The sequence below is a fragment of the Actinoplanes oblitus genome (assembly GCF_030252345.1).
GTDB classification, from domain to species: domain Bacteria; phylum Actinomycetota; class Actinomycetes; order Mycobacteriales; family Micromonosporaceae; genus Actinoplanes; species Actinoplanes oblitus.
On the sequence record NZ_CP126980.1, the window covers coordinates 5,771,223 to 5,787,114 of the forward strand.

Annotated in this window: 12 protein-coding genes; 9 read left to right on the plus strand and 3 right to left on the minus strand. The window is 72.3% G+C overall.

What is annotated here, in order from left to right; all coding sequences use genetic code 11:
• The first annotated feature begins 52 nt into the window (after positions 1 to 52).
• From Actob_RS26055 to Actob_RS26065, 3 genes are all read left to right on the plus strand, one after another.
• Positions 53 to 772: an ABC transporter ATP-binding protein gene (locus tag Actob_RS26055; protein ID WP_284914446.1), complete on the plus strand. Its 720-nt coding sequence runs from the start codon at positions 53 to 55 to the stop codon at positions 770 to 772.
• Complete coding sequence (locus Actob_RS26060) at positions 769 to 2,262, plus strand: DUF1349 domain-containing protein (RefSeq protein WP_284914447.1); 1,494 nt, start codon at positions 769 to 771, stop codon at positions 2,260 to 2,262. Before Actob_RS26055 ends, Actob_RS26060 begins: the two co-directional genes overlap by 4 nt.
• 105 nt (positions 2,263 to 2,367) lie before the next feature.
• Positions 2,368 to 3,060, plus strand: coding sequence for an ABC transporter permease subunit (locus Actob_RS26065; protein WP_284914448.1), 693 nt, complete (start codon positions 2,368 to 2,370; stop codon positions 3,058 to 3,060).
• A 519-nt stretch (positions 3,061 to 3,579) separates the two neighbouring features.
• Here Actob_RS26065 and Actob_RS26070 read toward each other — a convergent pair.
• Positions 3,580 to 3,984 (minus strand): RidA family protein, encoded by a 405-nt coding sequence (locus tag Actob_RS26070; RefSeq protein WP_284914449.1) that lies wholly within the window; start codon positions 3,982 to 3,984, stop codon positions 3,580 to 3,582.
• A 276-nt stretch (positions 3,985 to 4,260) separates the two neighbouring features.
• Positions 4,261 to 4,929, minus strand: coding sequence for a maleylpyruvate isomerase family mycothiol-dependent enzyme (locus Actob_RS26075; protein WP_284914450.1), 669 nt, complete (start codon positions 4,927 to 4,929; stop codon positions 4,261 to 4,263).
• A 178-nt stretch (positions 4,930 to 5,107) separates the two neighbouring features.
• On the opposite strand from Actob_RS26075, the gene Actob_RS26080 reads away from it, so the two are divergent.
• From Actob_RS26080 to Actob_RS26095, 4 genes are all read left to right on the plus strand, one after another.
• A complete protein-coding gene (locus Actob_RS26080; protein WP_284914451.1) occupies positions 5,108 to 6,241 on the plus strand; it encodes an endonuclease in 1,134 nt (377 codons plus the stop codon).
• A 106-nt stretch (positions 6,242 to 6,347) separates the two neighbouring features.
• On the plus strand, positions 6,348 to 9,221 hold the full coding sequence (locus Actob_RS26085; protein ID WP_284914452.1) for a CHAT domain-containing protein: 2,874 nt from the start codon (positions 6,348 to 6,350) through the stop codon (positions 9,219 to 9,221).
• On the plus strand, positions 9,166 to 11,340 hold the full coding sequence (locus Actob_RS26090) for a COG1361 family protein (RefSeq protein WP_284914453.1): 2,175 nt from the start codon (positions 9,166 to 9,168) through the stop codon (positions 11,338 to 11,340). Before Actob_RS26085 ends, Actob_RS26090 begins: the two co-directional genes overlap by 56 nt.
• A 21-nt stretch (positions 11,341 to 11,361) precedes the next feature.
• Positions 11,362 to 13,230: a WD40 repeat domain-containing protein gene (locus Actob_RS26095; RefSeq protein WP_284914454.1), complete on the plus strand. Its 1,869-nt coding sequence runs from the start codon at positions 11,362 to 11,364 to the stop codon at positions 13,228 to 13,230.
• A gap of 91 nt (positions 13,231 to 13,321) precedes the next feature.
• Here the strand turns inward: Actob_RS26095 and Actob_RS26100 are convergent, their stop codons facing one another.
• Positions 13,322 to 14,380 (minus strand): adenosine deaminase, encoded by a 1,059-nt coding sequence (locus Actob_RS26100; RefSeq protein ID WP_284914455.1) that lies wholly within the window; start codon positions 14,378 to 14,380, stop codon positions 13,322 to 13,324.
• 246 nt (positions 14,381 to 14,626) lie between these two features.
• Between Actob_RS26100 and Actob_RS26105 the strand changes: the two genes are divergently transcribed.
• Together Actob_RS26105 and Actob_RS26110 are read left to right on the plus strand one after the other, a co-directional pair.
• The gene (locus Actob_RS26105) at positions 14,627 to 15,154 is read left to right on the plus strand and encodes a DUF6998 domain-containing protein (RefSeq protein ID WP_284914456.1); all 528 of its coding nucleotides are present in this window, start codon (positions 14,627 to 14,629) and stop codon (positions 15,152 to 15,154) included.
• A gap of 334 nt (positions 15,155 to 15,488) precedes the next feature.
• Entirely contained in the window at positions 15,489 to 15,863 is a 375-nt protein-coding gene (locus tag Actob_RS26110; protein ID WP_284914457.1) for a VOC family protein, read from the plus strand.
• Positions 15,864 to 15,892: the final 29 nt, after the last annotated feature.

The following is a 15,892-nucleotide window of genomic DNA, read 5'->3' on the forward strand; positions in this document are numbered from 1 at the left end:
ATGACAGCCTTCGTCGCGCCCCGGTTAGGCCCGGCTCCGTAGAACTTCCGGCATGACAGCGACCATCGAAGTGAACGGACTACGCAAGCGGTTCGGCACCGCGCTCGCCCTGGACGGGATGACGTTCGCGGTCCGGGGCGGTCATGTGACCGGGTTCGTCGGCCCGAACGGCGCCGGCAAGTCGACGACGCTGCGGGTGCTCACCGGGCTGGACCGGCCGGATGCCGGGACCGCGACGATCGGCGGCCGGCGGTACGCCACGCTGGCCAGGCCGCTGCGCCACGTCGGCGCGCTGCTCGACCCGCACGCGCCGCACCCGTCCCGGACCGGCCGGAACCACCTGTTGTGGCTGGCCCGTTCGCAGGACCTGCCGGCCGCCCGGGTGGACGAGGTGCTCGCCCTGACCGGTCTGGCCGACGCGGGACGGCGCCGGGCCGGCGGCTACTCACTGGGCATGCGGCAACGCCTCGGGATGGCCGCCGCGCTGCTCGGCGACCCGCCGGTGCTGCTGCTCGACGAGCCGTTCAACGGGCTCGACCCGGCCGGGATCGTGTGGATGCGCGACCTGCTGCGCGAGCTGGCCGGGCAGGGCCGGGCGGTGCTGGTCTCCAGCCACCTGATGAGCGAGCTGCAGGACATCGCCGGGCACGTGATAGTGGTCGGGCACGGCCGGGTGATCGCCGCCGCCGAGGTGGGCGAGCTGCTCCACGCGTACGCAAGCCTCGAAGCGGCCTATCTGACGCTGACCGCGGGCGTGGGAGGCATCCGATGATCCTGCGTGCCGAATGGGTCAAGTTCCGCACCGTGCCGGCCTGGATCGGTGGCATCGCGGCCGCCGGGCTGATCGTGGTGGCGCTCGGCTGCCTGGCCGCCGCCGGCACCCGGATGTCCTGCATGGACGGGACCCGCGAGGTGGCCTGCCCACCGGTGCCGGCCAGCCGGGACGGCATCGCGGTCGAGGACCAGTTCACCTTCACGCACCGCGCGCTCACCGGCGACGGCGCGATCACCGCGAAGGTCGGCGGCCTCGACGGCATCATCACCTACCCGCCGCCGAACCACGACGAGTTGGTCGCCGGGGTGGCGCCCTGGGCCAAGGCCGGCCTGCTGATCAAGAACGGCACCCGGCAGGGCGCCGACTACGCGGCGGTGATGCTCACCGGCGAGCACGGCGTCCGGATGCAGTCCGGTTTCACCGGCGACAAGGCGGCCGCCCACCAGCCGCCCACCCGGGAGGCCTGGCTGCGGCTCACCCGGCACGGCGACGAGATCACCGGCTACGTCTCGGCCGACGGCGTCACCTGGCAGAAGATCGATACGGTACGCCTCGACGACCTGCCCGACACGGTGCGGATCGGCCTGTTCGTCACCTCACCGAGCGGGATCAGCGTCGACGACAGCGCGCGCGGCGGGCACACCGTCGCCGCCCGGTTCACCCAGGCCAGTGCTCAGTTCTCCCACGTCGACCCGGGTGGCGGATGGACCGACACGCTGGTCGGCTACACCTCGTACCGCACCACCTGGCAGCTCACCCACCCGCCCGGCCACACCGAGTCCGGCGGCGTGCTGACGGTCACCGGGACCGGCGACATCGCGCCCGCCAAGGAGGGCGGCATGCCGATCAGCTTCGTCCTCACCGGGGTCTACGCCGGCCTGCTGCCGCTGATCCTGGTGGCCGCGCTCTGCGGAACCGCCGAGTTCCGCCACGGGATGATCCGGACCACGCTCGCCGCGATGCCCCACCCGATCCGGGTCTCCGCCGCCAAGGCCGGCGTGATCGGCGCGGTGTCGCTGCTCGCCGGCCTGCTGGCGGTCGGCGTGACGGTGGCCGTTACGTCGCGCATCCTGCACGCCCACGCCGTGGTGTCCCTGCCCGTACCGTGGCTGACCAGCTTGCGAGTCACCATCGGCACGGCTCTGCTGTTGTCACTGGCCGCCATTTTCGCGTACGCCCTGGGCGCCCTCGTGCGCCGAGCCGTCCCCGTGGTGGTGGCTGTGACCGCTCTGCTGATCGCTCCCCCGATCCTGGCGGTCACCTCGGTGCTTCCGCCCGGCGCCGGAGCCTGGCTGCTGCGCTTGACCCCGGGTGCCGCCTTCGCCATCCAGCAGGAGGTTCCGGCGTATCCGCAGCTGTCCCGCCCCCAGACGGTCTTCGACGGCTACTTCCCGCTGTCGCCTTGGCTCGGGCTGGGCGTCCTGGCCTGCTACGCCGTGGTCGCCCTGGCCGCCGCCACCTGGCGCCTCCGGAGGGCCGTCGCATGAGGGCCGCCCCGACTTTCACCGCAGCCTCCGTCCTCCCCAGCCGGGCCGTCGCATGAAGGCCGCCTCGACCTTCACCGCGGCTTCCCTCCCCAGCCGGACCGTCGCATGAGGGCCGCGCTGCGAGCCGAATGGGCCAAACTGCGCACCGCGCCCGCCCTGCTCATCCCGCTGACCCTCACGATCCTGCTCACCGCCGCCGGCGCGGCGCTCGGCGACCGCGGGATCGACCCGGTCCAGCTACGCCTGCTGGGTGTCCGCCTCGGACAGGCCGCCGTAGCCGCCGCCGGCGTCCAGATCCTCGCCGGCGAATACCGGACCGGCCTGATCCGAGCCACCCTGCTCGCCGTCCCCCGCCGCCTCGCCCTGCTCACCGCCAAGGCCACCCTGCTCACCGCCGCCGTGGCTCCCGCAGCCCTACTCGGCGTGGGCGCTGCCGTGCTGACCCTGCCGCCCACCACGCCGATGCTCCGGGCCGCCGCCGAGTCGGTCCTCTACCTGATCCTGATCGGACTCCTGGGCCTGGGCATAGCCGCCACCGTCCGCAGCTCCGCGGTGGCGGTCAGCATCGTCCTGGCGCTGCTCTATCTCATGCCGATGCTGCTCCAGATCCTTCCCGACCCGGACTGGCAGCGCGCTCTCTACCGGCTGACGCCCGCCACCGCCGTCCAGGCCCTCACCACCACTGTCGACAACGCGTCCCTGTCGCTGTCCCCGTGGTCGGCCCTGGCCGTGGTCGCCACCTGGACCACCGTCGCCCTCGTCACCGGCGCCCTGACCTTCCACCGCCGAGACGCCTGACCCTCCCCCGCGAAGTCCCCCGCGCGGGCCGGTCCCCGGGCGTGGGTGGTCCCCCTCGCGGGGCGGTCCCTCGCGGGGGCGGTCCCTCGCGGGGGGCAATCCTCCGCCCAACCAAGCGCCGCCCGGTCCCGGACCCAGCTGGCGCTCAGAATCGCCTCAACAGTCCCGAGACAACCACCAGCACCAGCCGACTCTCCACGGCTGGTCACCACGGTTGCCTCAAGACACCCGAGACGACCACCAGCACCAGCCAACCCCCACAGCTGGCCACCACGGTTGCCTCAAGACACCCGAGACAACCACCACCACCAGCCGACTCTCCACGGCTGGTCACCACGGTTGTGTCGAGGCACCCGAGACAACCACCACCACCAGCCAACCCCCACAGCTGGCCACCACGGTTGTGTCAGGGCGCTTGAGACAACCACCAGGACCAGCTGGGGCGATGCGACAGCGGGTGCCGGTCTTCCGCACGGGCGCGGAGCAGGGCGTTGCCGGCGTCCAGATCTGGAGTGCTGGCTAGTCGCGCAAGGCGGCGGTGAGGTCGACCTCGACGAGCTGGCCGGTGTAGCCGAGAGCGGCCACGCCGACCAGGGTGCTGGCCGTGGTGAAGGCCGGGGCCAGGTCGGACTCGTTCAGCTGCTGCCAGACCGCGGACAGGACACCGCTGTCCGGGCTGACCACATAGATGACCGAGCGGACCACGTCGGCCGGGGTGGCGCCGGCCGCTGACAGGACAGCCAGCGAGTTCGCGATCACCTGGGCGGTCTGGGCGGCGTAGTCGCCGTCCGCCCCGACCATCCTGCCGGACAGGTCGAGCGGGCACTGGCCGGCCAGATGCGCCAGTCGCCCCGCCTCGGTGATCGTCACATGGCTGTAGCCGGCCGTCTCGTGCACCGATGCCGGATTGATCTTCTTGAGCATCCGGCCAGCATGGCGACCACGCCGCCCACCCGCGACCGATTAAAACCGGCATACCGGCCAACGCCGAGCGGTCACGACGCGCTTGGAAGCACCGCCGGTCACCGCGCAAGCCACCCGACAGCACCGCCGGTCACCGCGCAAGCCACCCGACAGCACCGCCGGTCACCGCGCAAGCCGCTCGACAGCAGAGCCGCTCAACAACAGAGCCGCTCACAGCACAAACCGCCCGACAGCACCGCCACTCACGGCGCAAGCGGGCGGGGAGCGCCGCCCGGGTCAGGGGACGAGCGGACCCGGCAGCGCCGCCCGGGCGGCCGCAGCGTCGCCGGACAGCTCGGACCAGGGCTTCCTGTTCCACAACGCGAGCATCAAGTCAGGCGCCGGACCGCGCAGCTCGACCACCGGCTCCCCCGGCCCGAACACCCACGAACGCCCGAGGTCATCAGCGGTGAACCGGACCGCCGCCGCCGGCTCAGCCATCCGCCCCAACTTCACCTGGCGCGGCGCGAACGTGTCGAACACCTCGGCCACCCCGTCGCCGCAGAGCTCCGGGTCGAGGCGGCTCGGGATGCCCAGCGCGTGCTGCGCGTCCCACCGGTGCACCAGCGTCTCCAGCCACCGGCGCCGCCGCCAGAAGCCCACGGTGCAGGGCGGCCAGAACGTCCACGCCTCGGTCGCCGGGTCCACGCTCAGCGCCTCGACCAGCCGGCGCGACGTCTCCGCCACATGGGGCGCGATGTCCTCGGGCGCGGGCGGGCTCGCATGACGCCCGTGTCGCTCCCGGACGGCCGCGACCACCCACAGGTTGCCCTCGGCGACGTGCGCCGCCAGCTCGCGCAGCGTCCAGTCCCCACAGTGCTCGACCGGCGCGCTCAGCTCACCGCCCAGACACTCCTGGAACAGCTCCAGCTCCTCCCGGAGCAGCGCCAAGTGATCGATCTGCATGGCCGGGACTCTACCGCCACCCCCCGACAGAACCGGGCCTCCCCGGATCAAAGGGCTTTCCGGTACGCGATGTAATCGTCCGACGTCGACGAATATGACTCAGGTGGTATGGCGGTGCCCCACGCCGGGTCACGCAGACTCAGGGCTGTCTAGACAACTCGGTGAACGGAGCACCCCCATGCCCGTACGTCGTCCCCTCCCCATCCTGCTGTCCGTGCTCGCCTGCCTGCTCGCGCTGGTCGCGGTGCCGGCCTCGGCCGCGAGTTCGCTGACCGTGGCGCAGGCGATCGCCGGACAGAGCGGTACCGGCACGGTCCTCGGCTACATCGTCGGCGAGCCGACCGCGACCAGCACGGTCCGGTTCGGTGACTTCACCGGCGACACCGCCCTGGCCATCGCCGACAGCAGGACCGAGAGCAGCACCGCCAGGATGCTCTACGTCCAGCTCACCAGCTCCTACCGGTCGGCGTTCGGCCTGCTCAGCAACCCCTCGCTGATCGGCCGGCAGCTGACCGTGACCGGGACGCTGACCGCGTACTTCTCGCATCCCGGCCTGAAGTCGCCCTCGGCGATGTCGCTGGGCACCACCCCGACGCCCGCGCCCACCCCGTCCGGCAGCACGGACGCCTACTACGCCACCGCCGCCGGCAAGTCCGGGGCGAGCCTCAAGGCCGCGTTGCACACGATCATCTCGACCGGGGTGACGAAGCTGTCCTACGACGCGGTCTGGGACGCGCTCAAGGTCACCGATCAGGACCCGGCCAACTCGTCGAACGTCATCCTCGTCTACTCCGGGCTCAGCCGCGCCAAGTCGCTCAACGGCGGCGACACCGGCGACTGGAACCGCGAGCACGTCTGGGCCAAGTCACACGGCGACTTCGGCACCGCCGCCGGGCCCGGCACCGACCTGCATCACCTGCGACCGGAGGACGTCACGGTCAACGCCCTGCGCGACAACAAGGACTTCGACACCGGGGGCAGCGCGGTCAGCGGCGCCGCCGGCAACTACACCGACGCGGACTCCTGGGAGCCGCGCAACGCGGTGAAGGGCGACGTGGCCCGCATGATCTTCTACATGGCGGTCCGCTACGAGGGCGACGACGGCTGGCCCGATCTGGAGGTCGACGACTCGGTCACCAACGGCACCGATCCCTACCTCGGGCGACTGTCGAAACTGCTGACTTGGAACGCGCAGGACCCGCCGGACACCTTCGAGAAGAACCGCAACCAGGTCATCTACGCGTCCTACCAGCACAACCGCAACCCGTTCATCGACCACCCGGAGTGGGTTTCCGCCATCTTCGGCAGTTGACCGGCCCCTGACCGGATGGCGACAGAACACGTGGGCCGCCGTCCCCGCTTCCTAGCCTGGTGGCTACCGGCGATGGTCCGGTCAGGACCGATGGCGAGGTGACGCCATGGAACTCGAGGTTCCCCGCGTCTGGCTCCGGCTCAGCTTCGAGCTGCAGGTGGATGGGCAGTTCGCGGTCGGCGTCACCGACCACCGCGGCCGGCGTGTCACACCTCCACGGCCGGGTCGCGGGGCGTACGGCTGGGACGACGTCTCGATCCCCGCGACGGAGCTGACGCCGCCACTGGTGCTCCGGCGCCCCACCGCGGTGTGGCGGATATTCCGGGACGCGGTGGGGGCGTTGCCCGACTTCCGTACCGGAAGCTCCTCCCCACCCGCTCTCCCGATCTTCGTGTCGGTCCCCCGGGAACTCGCGCTCATCCGCTCCGACGTGCTGGTGTCGCAGGTTCTGCCGCCGTCGAACGAGCCGCCACGGTGGGTCGCTGTCCACGATCGCCCGGCGTTCGGGCAGGTCGCGCCGTTCGTGCTGCCGCTGACGATCGTCGGTGTTGGCGAGCGAGGCGCCGACGCGCTGCGGCGGGTCGAGCAGACACCCTGGTCCAGTCCGGACGAGTCGCTGCAGGCGCACCTGGCCGACATCACCTGGCTGGACGAGCCCGCCGACGTGATCCGCCGCCAGCCGGAGGGCGACGTCGACGTGCTCGTGCTGGACGCCTACGACGCCCGGGCGCTGACCGCCGCGGGGTCCAGTGCGGGGATACGCGCGGCCATCGTGCTCGGGGCCGGCCCGGCCGCGGCGCACACCGACCCGGAGAGTGTGCTGCCACTGGCCCGCAGCGTGATCACCGTGGCGGGGCCGCCCGACGCCGTCCAGCTCGACATCATCGCTCTGCTGCTGCGAGGCGTGAGCCGCGACCTGCCCCTGCACGAAGCCGTCCGCGAGGCCGCAACCCACCACGACGCGCAGGGTCGCGTGATCGCCCTGTCGGCCTCGCCCGATGCCCTGCACGACCTGCGCCTGACGGCGGCCTGGGACAGTGTCGAGGGCAGCGTCGTGGCCCTGTCCGGGACGATCGGCGCCGGCACCGGAAGCACCACGGTGGCGTCGATGTTCCCGCCCGAGCAGCACGAGCTCGGCAGGTCGCTGATCGCGGACGTCGACGCCGCCCGCCACCTGGAGTTCAGCTTCACCGGGGAGGCGCACGGGCTGATCCCGCTGGCGATCGCGCGCAAGGCCGTGGCCGACGCCGAGCGGGCGGCCCGCGAGCTCGCCTCGGCCTTCGCGCCCGGAACGGATCCGACGGTGACCCGGGACGGTGTCCGGGTGGTGAACCTGGGACTGCGCCGGCGCGGCGATCAGGTCGGCCCGCCCGGCGTGCGCACCAGCTACGTCGAGCACGTGTGTTCCCTCGCGGCGGGGCAACGGTACGACCTGGAGGTGCAGATCGGCGCCGCCTGGCCGCAGAGCCTGGTGGTCGGCGAGCTGCCCTCCGTCGACATGTTGCTGCCCGACGACCGTCGCGGGCACGACCTGCACGTCGCCGTCTTCACCGACACGATGACGGTGGTGGGCGAAGCGACCCGGGTGCTGCGGCTGCCGCCGTCCGGGCCCTCCCCGGTGCTGACCTTCCCGCTGGTGGCCGGGGCGGCCGGCCCGGCGTGGGCCCGGGTGAGCCTCTACCACCGGGACAACCTTCTGCAGACTTTCCGGCTCGACCTGCTCGTCGAGGAGGCGGAGCGGACGCACCCGGGCATGGTGGCCTCGGCCGGCCTGCAGCACAGCGCCACCCGGGACTGGGGGAACCTCGGCGCACTCGGCCGGCGTGCCCTGTCGCTGACCGTCAACAGTGACGGCGCGCGGGGCCATCGGCTGTTCGTCAAGGGCGAGGACCTGGCCGTGACCCTGCCGATCGACCACGACCGCGGCGAGGAGGTCGCCCGGGAGGTACGGCAGATCCTCACCGCCAACGTGAACCGCGCGATCTCCTCCGCGGAGGCCCTCTGGCGCCTCGCCGTGCGGGGCAGCGACTTGTTCACCTTCCTGTTCGACCGCCTCCGGGAGGAGGCCGACGCGCTGGCCGCGGTGTGCCGGCGCGAGGACGAGACGCTGCAGATCATCCGCGCCGACCCGGCCGAGTCGGTGCCGTGGTCGCTGGTCTACGACTGGGATCTGCCGGACTTCCGCTACGGCGACGAGTCGCCGCCGGTCTGCTTCGGCCGCACCGAGGAGGGCCGGCGCTGCACGCACCACTCCACCGACGGCGTGGTCTGCGTGTACGGCTTCTGGGGCATCCGCCACCACGTCGAGGAGCTGCTGGCCGCGCCCCGCGAGACCGACCTGCCCGGTACGCTGCGGATCACCGAGCCGAGCGTGCTGGTGGCCCTCGGGGTGGATCCCGCGGCGACCGGCGACCTCGTCGGCCGGCTGTCGGCGGTCTTCCCGCCACCGAGGGTGCGGCACCTGGGCAGCACCGATCGGCTGCTGGACAGCCTGTTCAGCGCCGATCGCCCGGCGGTGGTGATCGTGCTGGGCCACCACAAGACCACCGATGTGGTGTCGGAACCGGTGGGCTCGCGGATCGCCCTGCGGACGGCGGACGGGTGGCTGCAGGCCAAGGAGATCACCCGGCGGCGCAGGCAGAACGGCTCCTGGCAGCCGCCCCAGTCCATCGTGATGCTGCTGTCCTGCGGGTCCGCGGCGCCGGCGCCGACCGCGATGAGCAGCTTCCTCGCCGCCCTCAACGGGGTGGGCGCCGGTGCGGTGCTGGGGACCGAGTGCGACGTCTATTCCGATCTCGCCGCCGACTTCGCCATCAACGTGCTGGCCGCCCTGGCCGGCGCCGAGCCGATCGGCCGGGCCCTGCCGTTCGCCGGAGCCGTCCGCGCCGCCCGGCACCGCATCGTCATCGACAAAGGGGACGCCCGTGGCCTCGCTTTCGCCGCGTTCGGGCCGGCCGAGCTCGCGCTGGTGCGTCAGTAGGCCCGGCCGGATCACCGGCACGATCCTGCTCGTCCTGGCGCTGGCCGGCGGGCCGCTGCTGGATGTTCCCGCAGCCGCGGCGGCCGACCTGATCGTGGTCAGCGACGGCACGACCGCCACGCTGCCGCCGAGGGCTTCGGCGATCGTCAGTTTCCCGCTGACCGCTGCCCCCGGTGTGCCGCTGGATCCCGCGCCCGAGGTCGCGGTGCAGCGGGTCCTGCTCGACAAGGAGCAGCTCGACGTGGCCGGCGCCGTCGAACCATGGATCACCGCCGCGGTGCCGGCCCTGGAACTCCGGGTCAGCACCGACCGGCTGGCCACACCCGGCGCGTACGAGATCCTGCTCTCGGTGACCCGCGGCGACCAGCGGCAGCTCGTCACGGTGACCCTGACCCGCCCGCCCGGCCGGGTGGTCACCCCGGCGACGGTCACTGTCAAACGGACCCTGCCGTTGCTCCCGGGCGGTACGACCGAGGAGCGACTGCCCCGGCTGACGGTGTTCGCCGCGTCGGGGACCCGGCTCGTCACCATGTCCGCGTTCCAGGTGGAACCGGACGACCCGCAGATCCGGGTCGGCACCGTCGCGGTTCCCGTCGAGCCGGGCGGCCACACCGACGTGCCGTACACCGTCGCCGGGACCGCCGGCCCCGGGACGGTGACCCGTACGGTGCAGATCTCCTCACCTCAGCTGAGCGACCCGGTCCCGGTCACCTTCTCGGTGACCACCCGGCGTCATCCCGGCCTCATCGCGGTGTTCCTGATCCTCGGCGTGCTGCTCGGTCTCGCCGTGCGGACCCTGCTTCCGCGAGCGGCCGCGTGGCGGGCCCGGGAGATCGACCGCAGGCAACTGGAGGCGGATCTGACCAGCCTCGCCGGACAGTACCCGGACGAGGAGTTCGGCGCCTTCCTCGCCGAGCGCCGAGCCGCCCTGCACGCGGCGCGCGGCGCCGGGGTGACGACCACAGCCGCCGCGATCCGCACCGCTGTCGCCCAGCGGCTGGAGGCGTTGCAGGCCGAGCTGACCGGGCTGGACGATCGGTACCGCGCCCCGGCGACGATCCTGCGCTCCGACTGGAGACTGCCGGCGAGCCTGGCCGATGGCGTCGGCGCGGCGCGCGCCGCCCTGGCGCGAGCGGACGCCGCCCTGGACGCCCGCAACCGGGGCGGCGCGCGGGACGCGCTGACGGACGTGGACCGGGCGGTCGACGACCTCGTCCGCGAAGCCGGCGACTGGGGTGCCCTGGCACTCGCCGGGCTCACCGACCTGGCGAACGCCCTCGGCGACCGCGACAAAGGGTCGCTCGGACAGCTGCGGACAGCCGTGCTGCTGGCCCGGAGCGGCGTGCCCGTGTCCGCCGTGGCCAGTCCCGCGACCACGGCGGACCTCGCCCGGCGCCTGCGCGAGGCGGACCAGACCGTGCAGCGCTTCGCGGCCCTGCGGCCCTACCTCAACGGTGTCGCCGAGGAGGCCGACCTGCTGGCGAAGACGCTCGCCGAGCACCAGCAGGACGTCGCGGACCTCACCGCGGCGACGCGGTCGGCTCGCGCCGGGGCCCGCGCCGCCGGCGACGACCCGGCCACGGCGGCGGAACCGCTCGCGCGGGTGATCTCCGAACTCGTCACGGCCGAGCAGGACGCCATCCGGCGTCCGCTGAGGGCCGCCCAGGAGCCAGCCGTGGACGCCATGCTGGCCAGCGGGGACATGGCGGGCGCGCTGCAGGTGGTACTCGGCAAGCTGGGCACCACGACGGCACCGACCAGTCCGGTGCTCCTGGGCGACGAGGCCACCACGATCATGGCGGCGACGCGTACGGTCTCCGAGGCCACGCCGGTGCCCCAGCCGCGGCTGGCGATCCTGCCGAACCGGTCCCCGGCGAGGGACCGGTGGAACGCGGCGAGCCGCGGCATCGTGCTGGCCGTCGCCGGGGCGGGCGTGCTGCTCGTGCACACGCTGGTCGCCGTGGCGATCGTGCTGCTCGTCGGCTACGGGCTGTTCCTGTCCAGCTGGACGGGAACGCTCAACGACGTGACGACGATCCTCGTCTGGGCCTTCGCCGTCGACGTCTCGATCGCCGGCCTCAGCGCTCTGCTGACTCCCACCCCGGCGAGGGCCGGATGACCGGAATGCTTTGATCTATCGATGATCGACGGGGACGGCATCATCGAGTACGGGTCGGCGGCGTTCCGGGCGGAGCACTGGCTGGTGCGATTCGTCGGTACCGACGACGGGCGGACGCTTCTGGCGGTCGACCACGGACGGGTCGACGTGATCGACATGGCAACCGGCGCGGTGACGACCGGGCCCCGGGTCAAGGCGGTGACCACCCACGCCGATGTGGTGGCGGTGGCGCCGGCGGACCGGCCGGACACCGTCACGCTGCTGACCCTGCCGGAGCTGACGCCGCGGGCGGAGTTCGACGCCGGCGGCCCGGTGTACCGGCTGGCGATGAGTGGCGGGACGATCGCGGCGCTCACCGCCGAGCCGTACACACTGGCCCTGATCGTGGACGGCACCACGCACCGGATCGACCTGCCCGACGAGGCGACCTGCCTCGCCCTGTCGCCGGACGGGACGCTGGCCGCGGTCGGGACGAACAAGGGTCGTACCGGGAACGTGCTGCTCGTGGACGTGCCGACCGGGACTGTCCGGCACACGCTGACCGGGCCCCGCGCGCCGGTCACCGCGGTGGCCGTCTCCGCGGCGCACGACGTGGTGGTGGCGGCGGCCGGGCCGCGGGTGCTCGGCTGGACGCCGAGCGCGAAGAAGCCGAAGGCCACGAGCCTGTGGGTGTCGCCGAAGGACGGCGCGTCGCTGGCCGGGATCACCCCGTCCGGGCGGCTGATCGCCTACTCCTGGAAGGGGTCGACAGCGGCCGTCGATCCGTCGACCGGGACCGTCGACTGGGAGATCGACTCGTACGGCCCGGTTCTGGTCCACGGCGAGCGGGTCGTCTCGGTCCGGTTCGGCGACTGCCGCGAGCTCGACCCGTCGACCGGGGCGGTGCGGCACACCTGGACGCACCGCGGATACATGACCCGGTTGTCCGCCGTCGGCGACACTGTCGTCGGAAGTGGCCGGGACTCCCGCCCGATGCTGTTGCGGCCCGGTACGACAGAGGTTCCCGAGTTGGGCGACGGGCACTCCCGGTCCGTCGTCGCCGTGTCGTTCGACGGCGACCGGTTCGCCACGACCGGCGAGGACAACCGGGTCTGCGTGTGGCAGCGGGGCCGGCCGGCACCGCTGTTCACCGCGACGATCGACGTGCCGACCGTCGCCCGTTACCACGGCGTCGCGCTGGACGGCGGGACGCTGTTCGCCGGCGACCGGGAACGCCTGCTGCGGTTCACCGTCGGTGACCCGGAGCCAGCGGCCCGCAGCGAGCGGCTGGACGGCAACGTGGTGGCCGCGGCATCGCTGACCGACCGGGGCGAGGTGCTGGTCGCCTGCTCGAAGGGGTACCGCAACGGCGTGTTCTACCGGCTCGACGCGCTGACCCTGGAGGTCCGCGCGCAGGCCAAGGCGCCGTACGTGCTCGGGACGATCGCGTACACGCCGGGGTCCGCCACCTTCGACCTGCGCTGGGCGACCGGGTTCCGGACCTACGAGATCAAGGGATTCGCCGAGACCGGCGGGTGCGAGCACGGCGGCTACCGCTCGCGGCTCTACGTGACACCCGACCACACGCTGCTGGTCACCCTGGACAGTCGCGAGGAGACCGCGACACTGCGGGTGCTGGACATCGCCGCGCGCACCGAACTGCACGACGCGATCACCATCCCGGCCGTGACCGGCGACGCCTGCATGTCCGCCGCCGGCCTGCTGACGACCGGGCACGCCGACGCGGTCCGCCTGTGGGACGTCCGGTCCGGCACCCTCGCCGGCGTGCTGCCGTTGCGCACGCCGGCCGGCTGGGGCGCCGCCGTGCGCTGGACACCCGGCGAGACCGCGGTGCTGGTCAGCCACTCGTCCGGCGGCCTGCAGGAGGTGCCGGCCTCGGTGATCGGGTAGGCGGCACTGCTCCCGCCGCGATGTCGGCCGCCATGACCAACGAAGACGGATACGGGATCGCGTCCCCTGCCCTTGTCGTGACCGGCGGCAGTCAGCGCGAGCCGCCCGCTGACGCGTCGCGGGAGAAACCGGTGACGTAGGCGTCGATCTCGGCCAGTACCGCCCTCTTGCCCGGGTCGTCGAGGAACGAGTACCGCACGGCCTGGCGGGCCAGTTCGGCGACCCCGCGCTCGTCCAGGCCGAGGAGCTCCGCGGCCACCTGGTACTCGCGGTTCAAGGTGGTGGCGAACATCGGCGGGTCGTCGGAGTTGATGGTCACCGGGACACCCGCCGCCACCAGCCGCGGTAACGGATGCTCGGCCAGCGACGGCACCGAGCGGGTGCGGACGTTGGAGGTCGGGCAGACCTCCAACGCGATGTCGTGCTCGCGCAGGTGTGCCATCAGTTCGGGGTCTCCGGCCGCCGCGATGCCGTGGCCGATACGTTCCGCGCCCAGGTGGCGCACCGCTTCCCAGACGGACTCCGGCCCGGTCGACTCGCCGGCGTGCGGGACGCTGCGCAGCCCGGCTGCCCGGGCGGCGGCGAAGTGGCCGGCGTACCGGGCGCGGGAGATGCCGGCCTCCGGGCCGCCCAGCCCGAAGCTGACCAGCCCGTCCGGGCGCTGCTCGAGTGCCACGTCGAGGGTGACGTCGGCGCCCGTCATGGTCGGCTCGCCGGGGATGTCGAAGCACCAGCGCAGCTGGATGCCGTGGTCGCGGGCGGCCCGCAGCCGGGCGTCCTCCACCGCTTCGCAGTACGCCTCGGCCGGGATGCCGCGCGCGATCGACGAGTACGGGGTCAGCGTCAGCTCGGCGTACCGCACCGACTGGGCGGCGAGCCCGGCGCCGATGTCGTAGGTGAGCGTGGCCACGTCCGCGGCGTCGCGGATCAGGTCCACCACCGACAGGTACACCTCGACGAAGTGCGCGAAGTCGGTGAACGTGAAGTACTCGGCCAGCAGCGCCGGGTCGGCCGGCACCGCTGTGCTCCCGGCGTGCCGCTCGGCCAGGCCGGCCACGGTCCGCGGTGTCGCCGACCCGATGTGGTGGACGTGCAGTTCCACCTTGGGCAGGCCGGCGATGAAGTCGGTCAGGTCCGATGCCACGTGCATGACCCCCAGAACGAACTCGGCCGCCGGGGGCGGACACCTCCCAGCGGGAGGCGCCCTTGCGACAGTGGAACGAGCCGAGCGTGGCGGATCATCATCCGTCGCAGCGCCTCTCGACCCGCCCCGGCACGCTAACAAGACCACTCGGCCCCGACAACCCCGTTCCACCCAGCCCAATCGGGACGACGGGACGCGCGGCCGAGAAATCCGGGACCGCTTCCGCTCTCGGGCTGACGGTACCGTCAGCCGATGGATGACAGGTTGGCGAGCCTGGCCGCTCTGCTCCGGGACCGCGATGACGTCGAGCAGCGGATTGCCGGGATCACCCAGCGGTCCGCACGGCAGGGCGACGTCGGGGAGTTCATCGCGGCGTGTGTCTTCGACATCGAGCTGGCGCCGTCCGCGGTTCAGGCCGGTCACGACGGGTGGTTCCGTTCCGGCCCTCTCGAGGGCCGCACGGTGAACATCAAGACGTACGGCAGCGCGGCCGACGGGATCGACATCAGCTCACACTCTTGCGATTACTACCTCGTCCTGAGCGGACCGCCGAAGCCGGCTGGGGCCGTCTCGCACCGTCGCTGGTCGATCTGGGCGGTGTACCTGTTCGACAGGCAGCGGCTGCTCGCCGAGTTCACCGACCGCGGCGTCAAGGTCGGTGTCGCGACCAGCGTACGGGCCGGGGACCTGACGGCCGCCCGGCTCTATCCCGTGCCAGGCGAGAACGCCCCGTTTCACCTCACCGCCGAGCAGCAAGCGACGCTGGCGTTGTTCACGTGAGGGGCAGGCGCAAATGTCCCCGGCGGCGGGCCCGTCCGCCGAAGGCTCGCTGACCAGGTAGACGAGCGGTTGATCGCGCCCGGTCCCGACAACCCCGTTCCCGATCAACCCCATTTCCGGTACGGGTGGGAGCGCCCCGCCGTACCGGAAATGGGGTTGATCCGGATCGTCGAAATGCTGATAGGGTTCCGGGCGTGAACACCGGACCGGCCTCGAGCCACGCACGGATTGGCGACCCGGTGGATCGCTGACCGCCCCTCGATCGGCACGCGGACCGCCGCGACGACAGGACTCCCCCTGTCGATGTCGATTACGAAGTGCGAGGTCAGCTCCATTGTCAGCCACCTTCAATCACACCATCATCGCGTCCCGGGACCGTGCCGAGTCGGCGCGTTTCTATCGGGAGCTGCTGGAGGCTCCGGCGGCTCCGTCGTGGGGGCCGTTCACCAACATTCAGCTCGACGACGGGGTGCTGTTGCAGTTCGCCGAACCGCCGGTGGACATTCAGATGCAGCATTACGCGTTTCTGCTGGACGACGACCTGTTCGACAGGGCATTGGCCCGGCTGCGGGATTCCGGGATCGAGCACTGGGCGGATCCACAGATGCGCCGGCCCGGGGAGATCAACAATGAGCACGGCGGCCGGGGTGTCTATTTCAAGGATCCCGCCGGTCACGCGGTCGAACTGATCACCCGCCCCTATCTCTGACCGGCCGTCGCCGGGGGCCACGCCGGCGA

Coding starts and splice junctions, on each gene's coding strand:
- Actob_RS26055 (WP_284914446.1), top strand. CDS start 53: ATGACAGCGACCATCGAAGTGAACGGACTACGCAAGCGGTTCGGCACC.
- Actob_RS26060 (WP_284914447.1), top strand. CDS start 769: ATGATCCTGCGTGCCGAATGGGTCAAGTTCCGCACCGTGCCGGCCTGG.
- Actob_RS26065 (WP_284914448.1), top strand. CDS start 2,368: ATGAGGGCCGCGCTGCGAGCCGAATGGGCCAAACTGCGCACCGCGCCC.
- Actob_RS26070 (WP_284914449.1), bottom strand. CDS start 3,984: ATGCTCAAGAAGATCAATCCGGCATCGGTGCACGAGACGGCCGGCTAC.
- Actob_RS26075 (WP_284914450.1), bottom strand. CDS start 4,929: ATGCAGATCGATCACTTGGCGCTGCTCCGGGAGGAGCTGGAGCTGTTC.
- Actob_RS26080 (WP_284914451.1), top strand. CDS start 5,108: ATGCCCGTACGTCGTCCCCTCCCCATCCTGCTGTCCGTGCTCGCCTGC.
- Actob_RS26085 (WP_284914452.1), top strand. CDS start 6,348: ATGGAACTCGAGGTTCCCCGCGTCTGGCTCCGGCTCAGCTTCGAGCTG.
- Actob_RS26095 (WP_284914454.1), top strand. CDS start 11,362: ATGATCGACGGGGACGGCATCATCGAGTACGGGTCGGCGGCGTTCCGG.
- Actob_RS26100 (WP_284914455.1), bottom strand. CDS start 14,380: ATGCACGTGGCATCGGACCTGACCGACTTCATCGCCGGCCTGCCCAAG.
- Actob_RS26105 (WP_284914456.1), top strand. CDS start 14,627: ATGGATGACAGGTTGGCGAGCCTGGCCGCTCTGCTCCGGGACCGCGAT.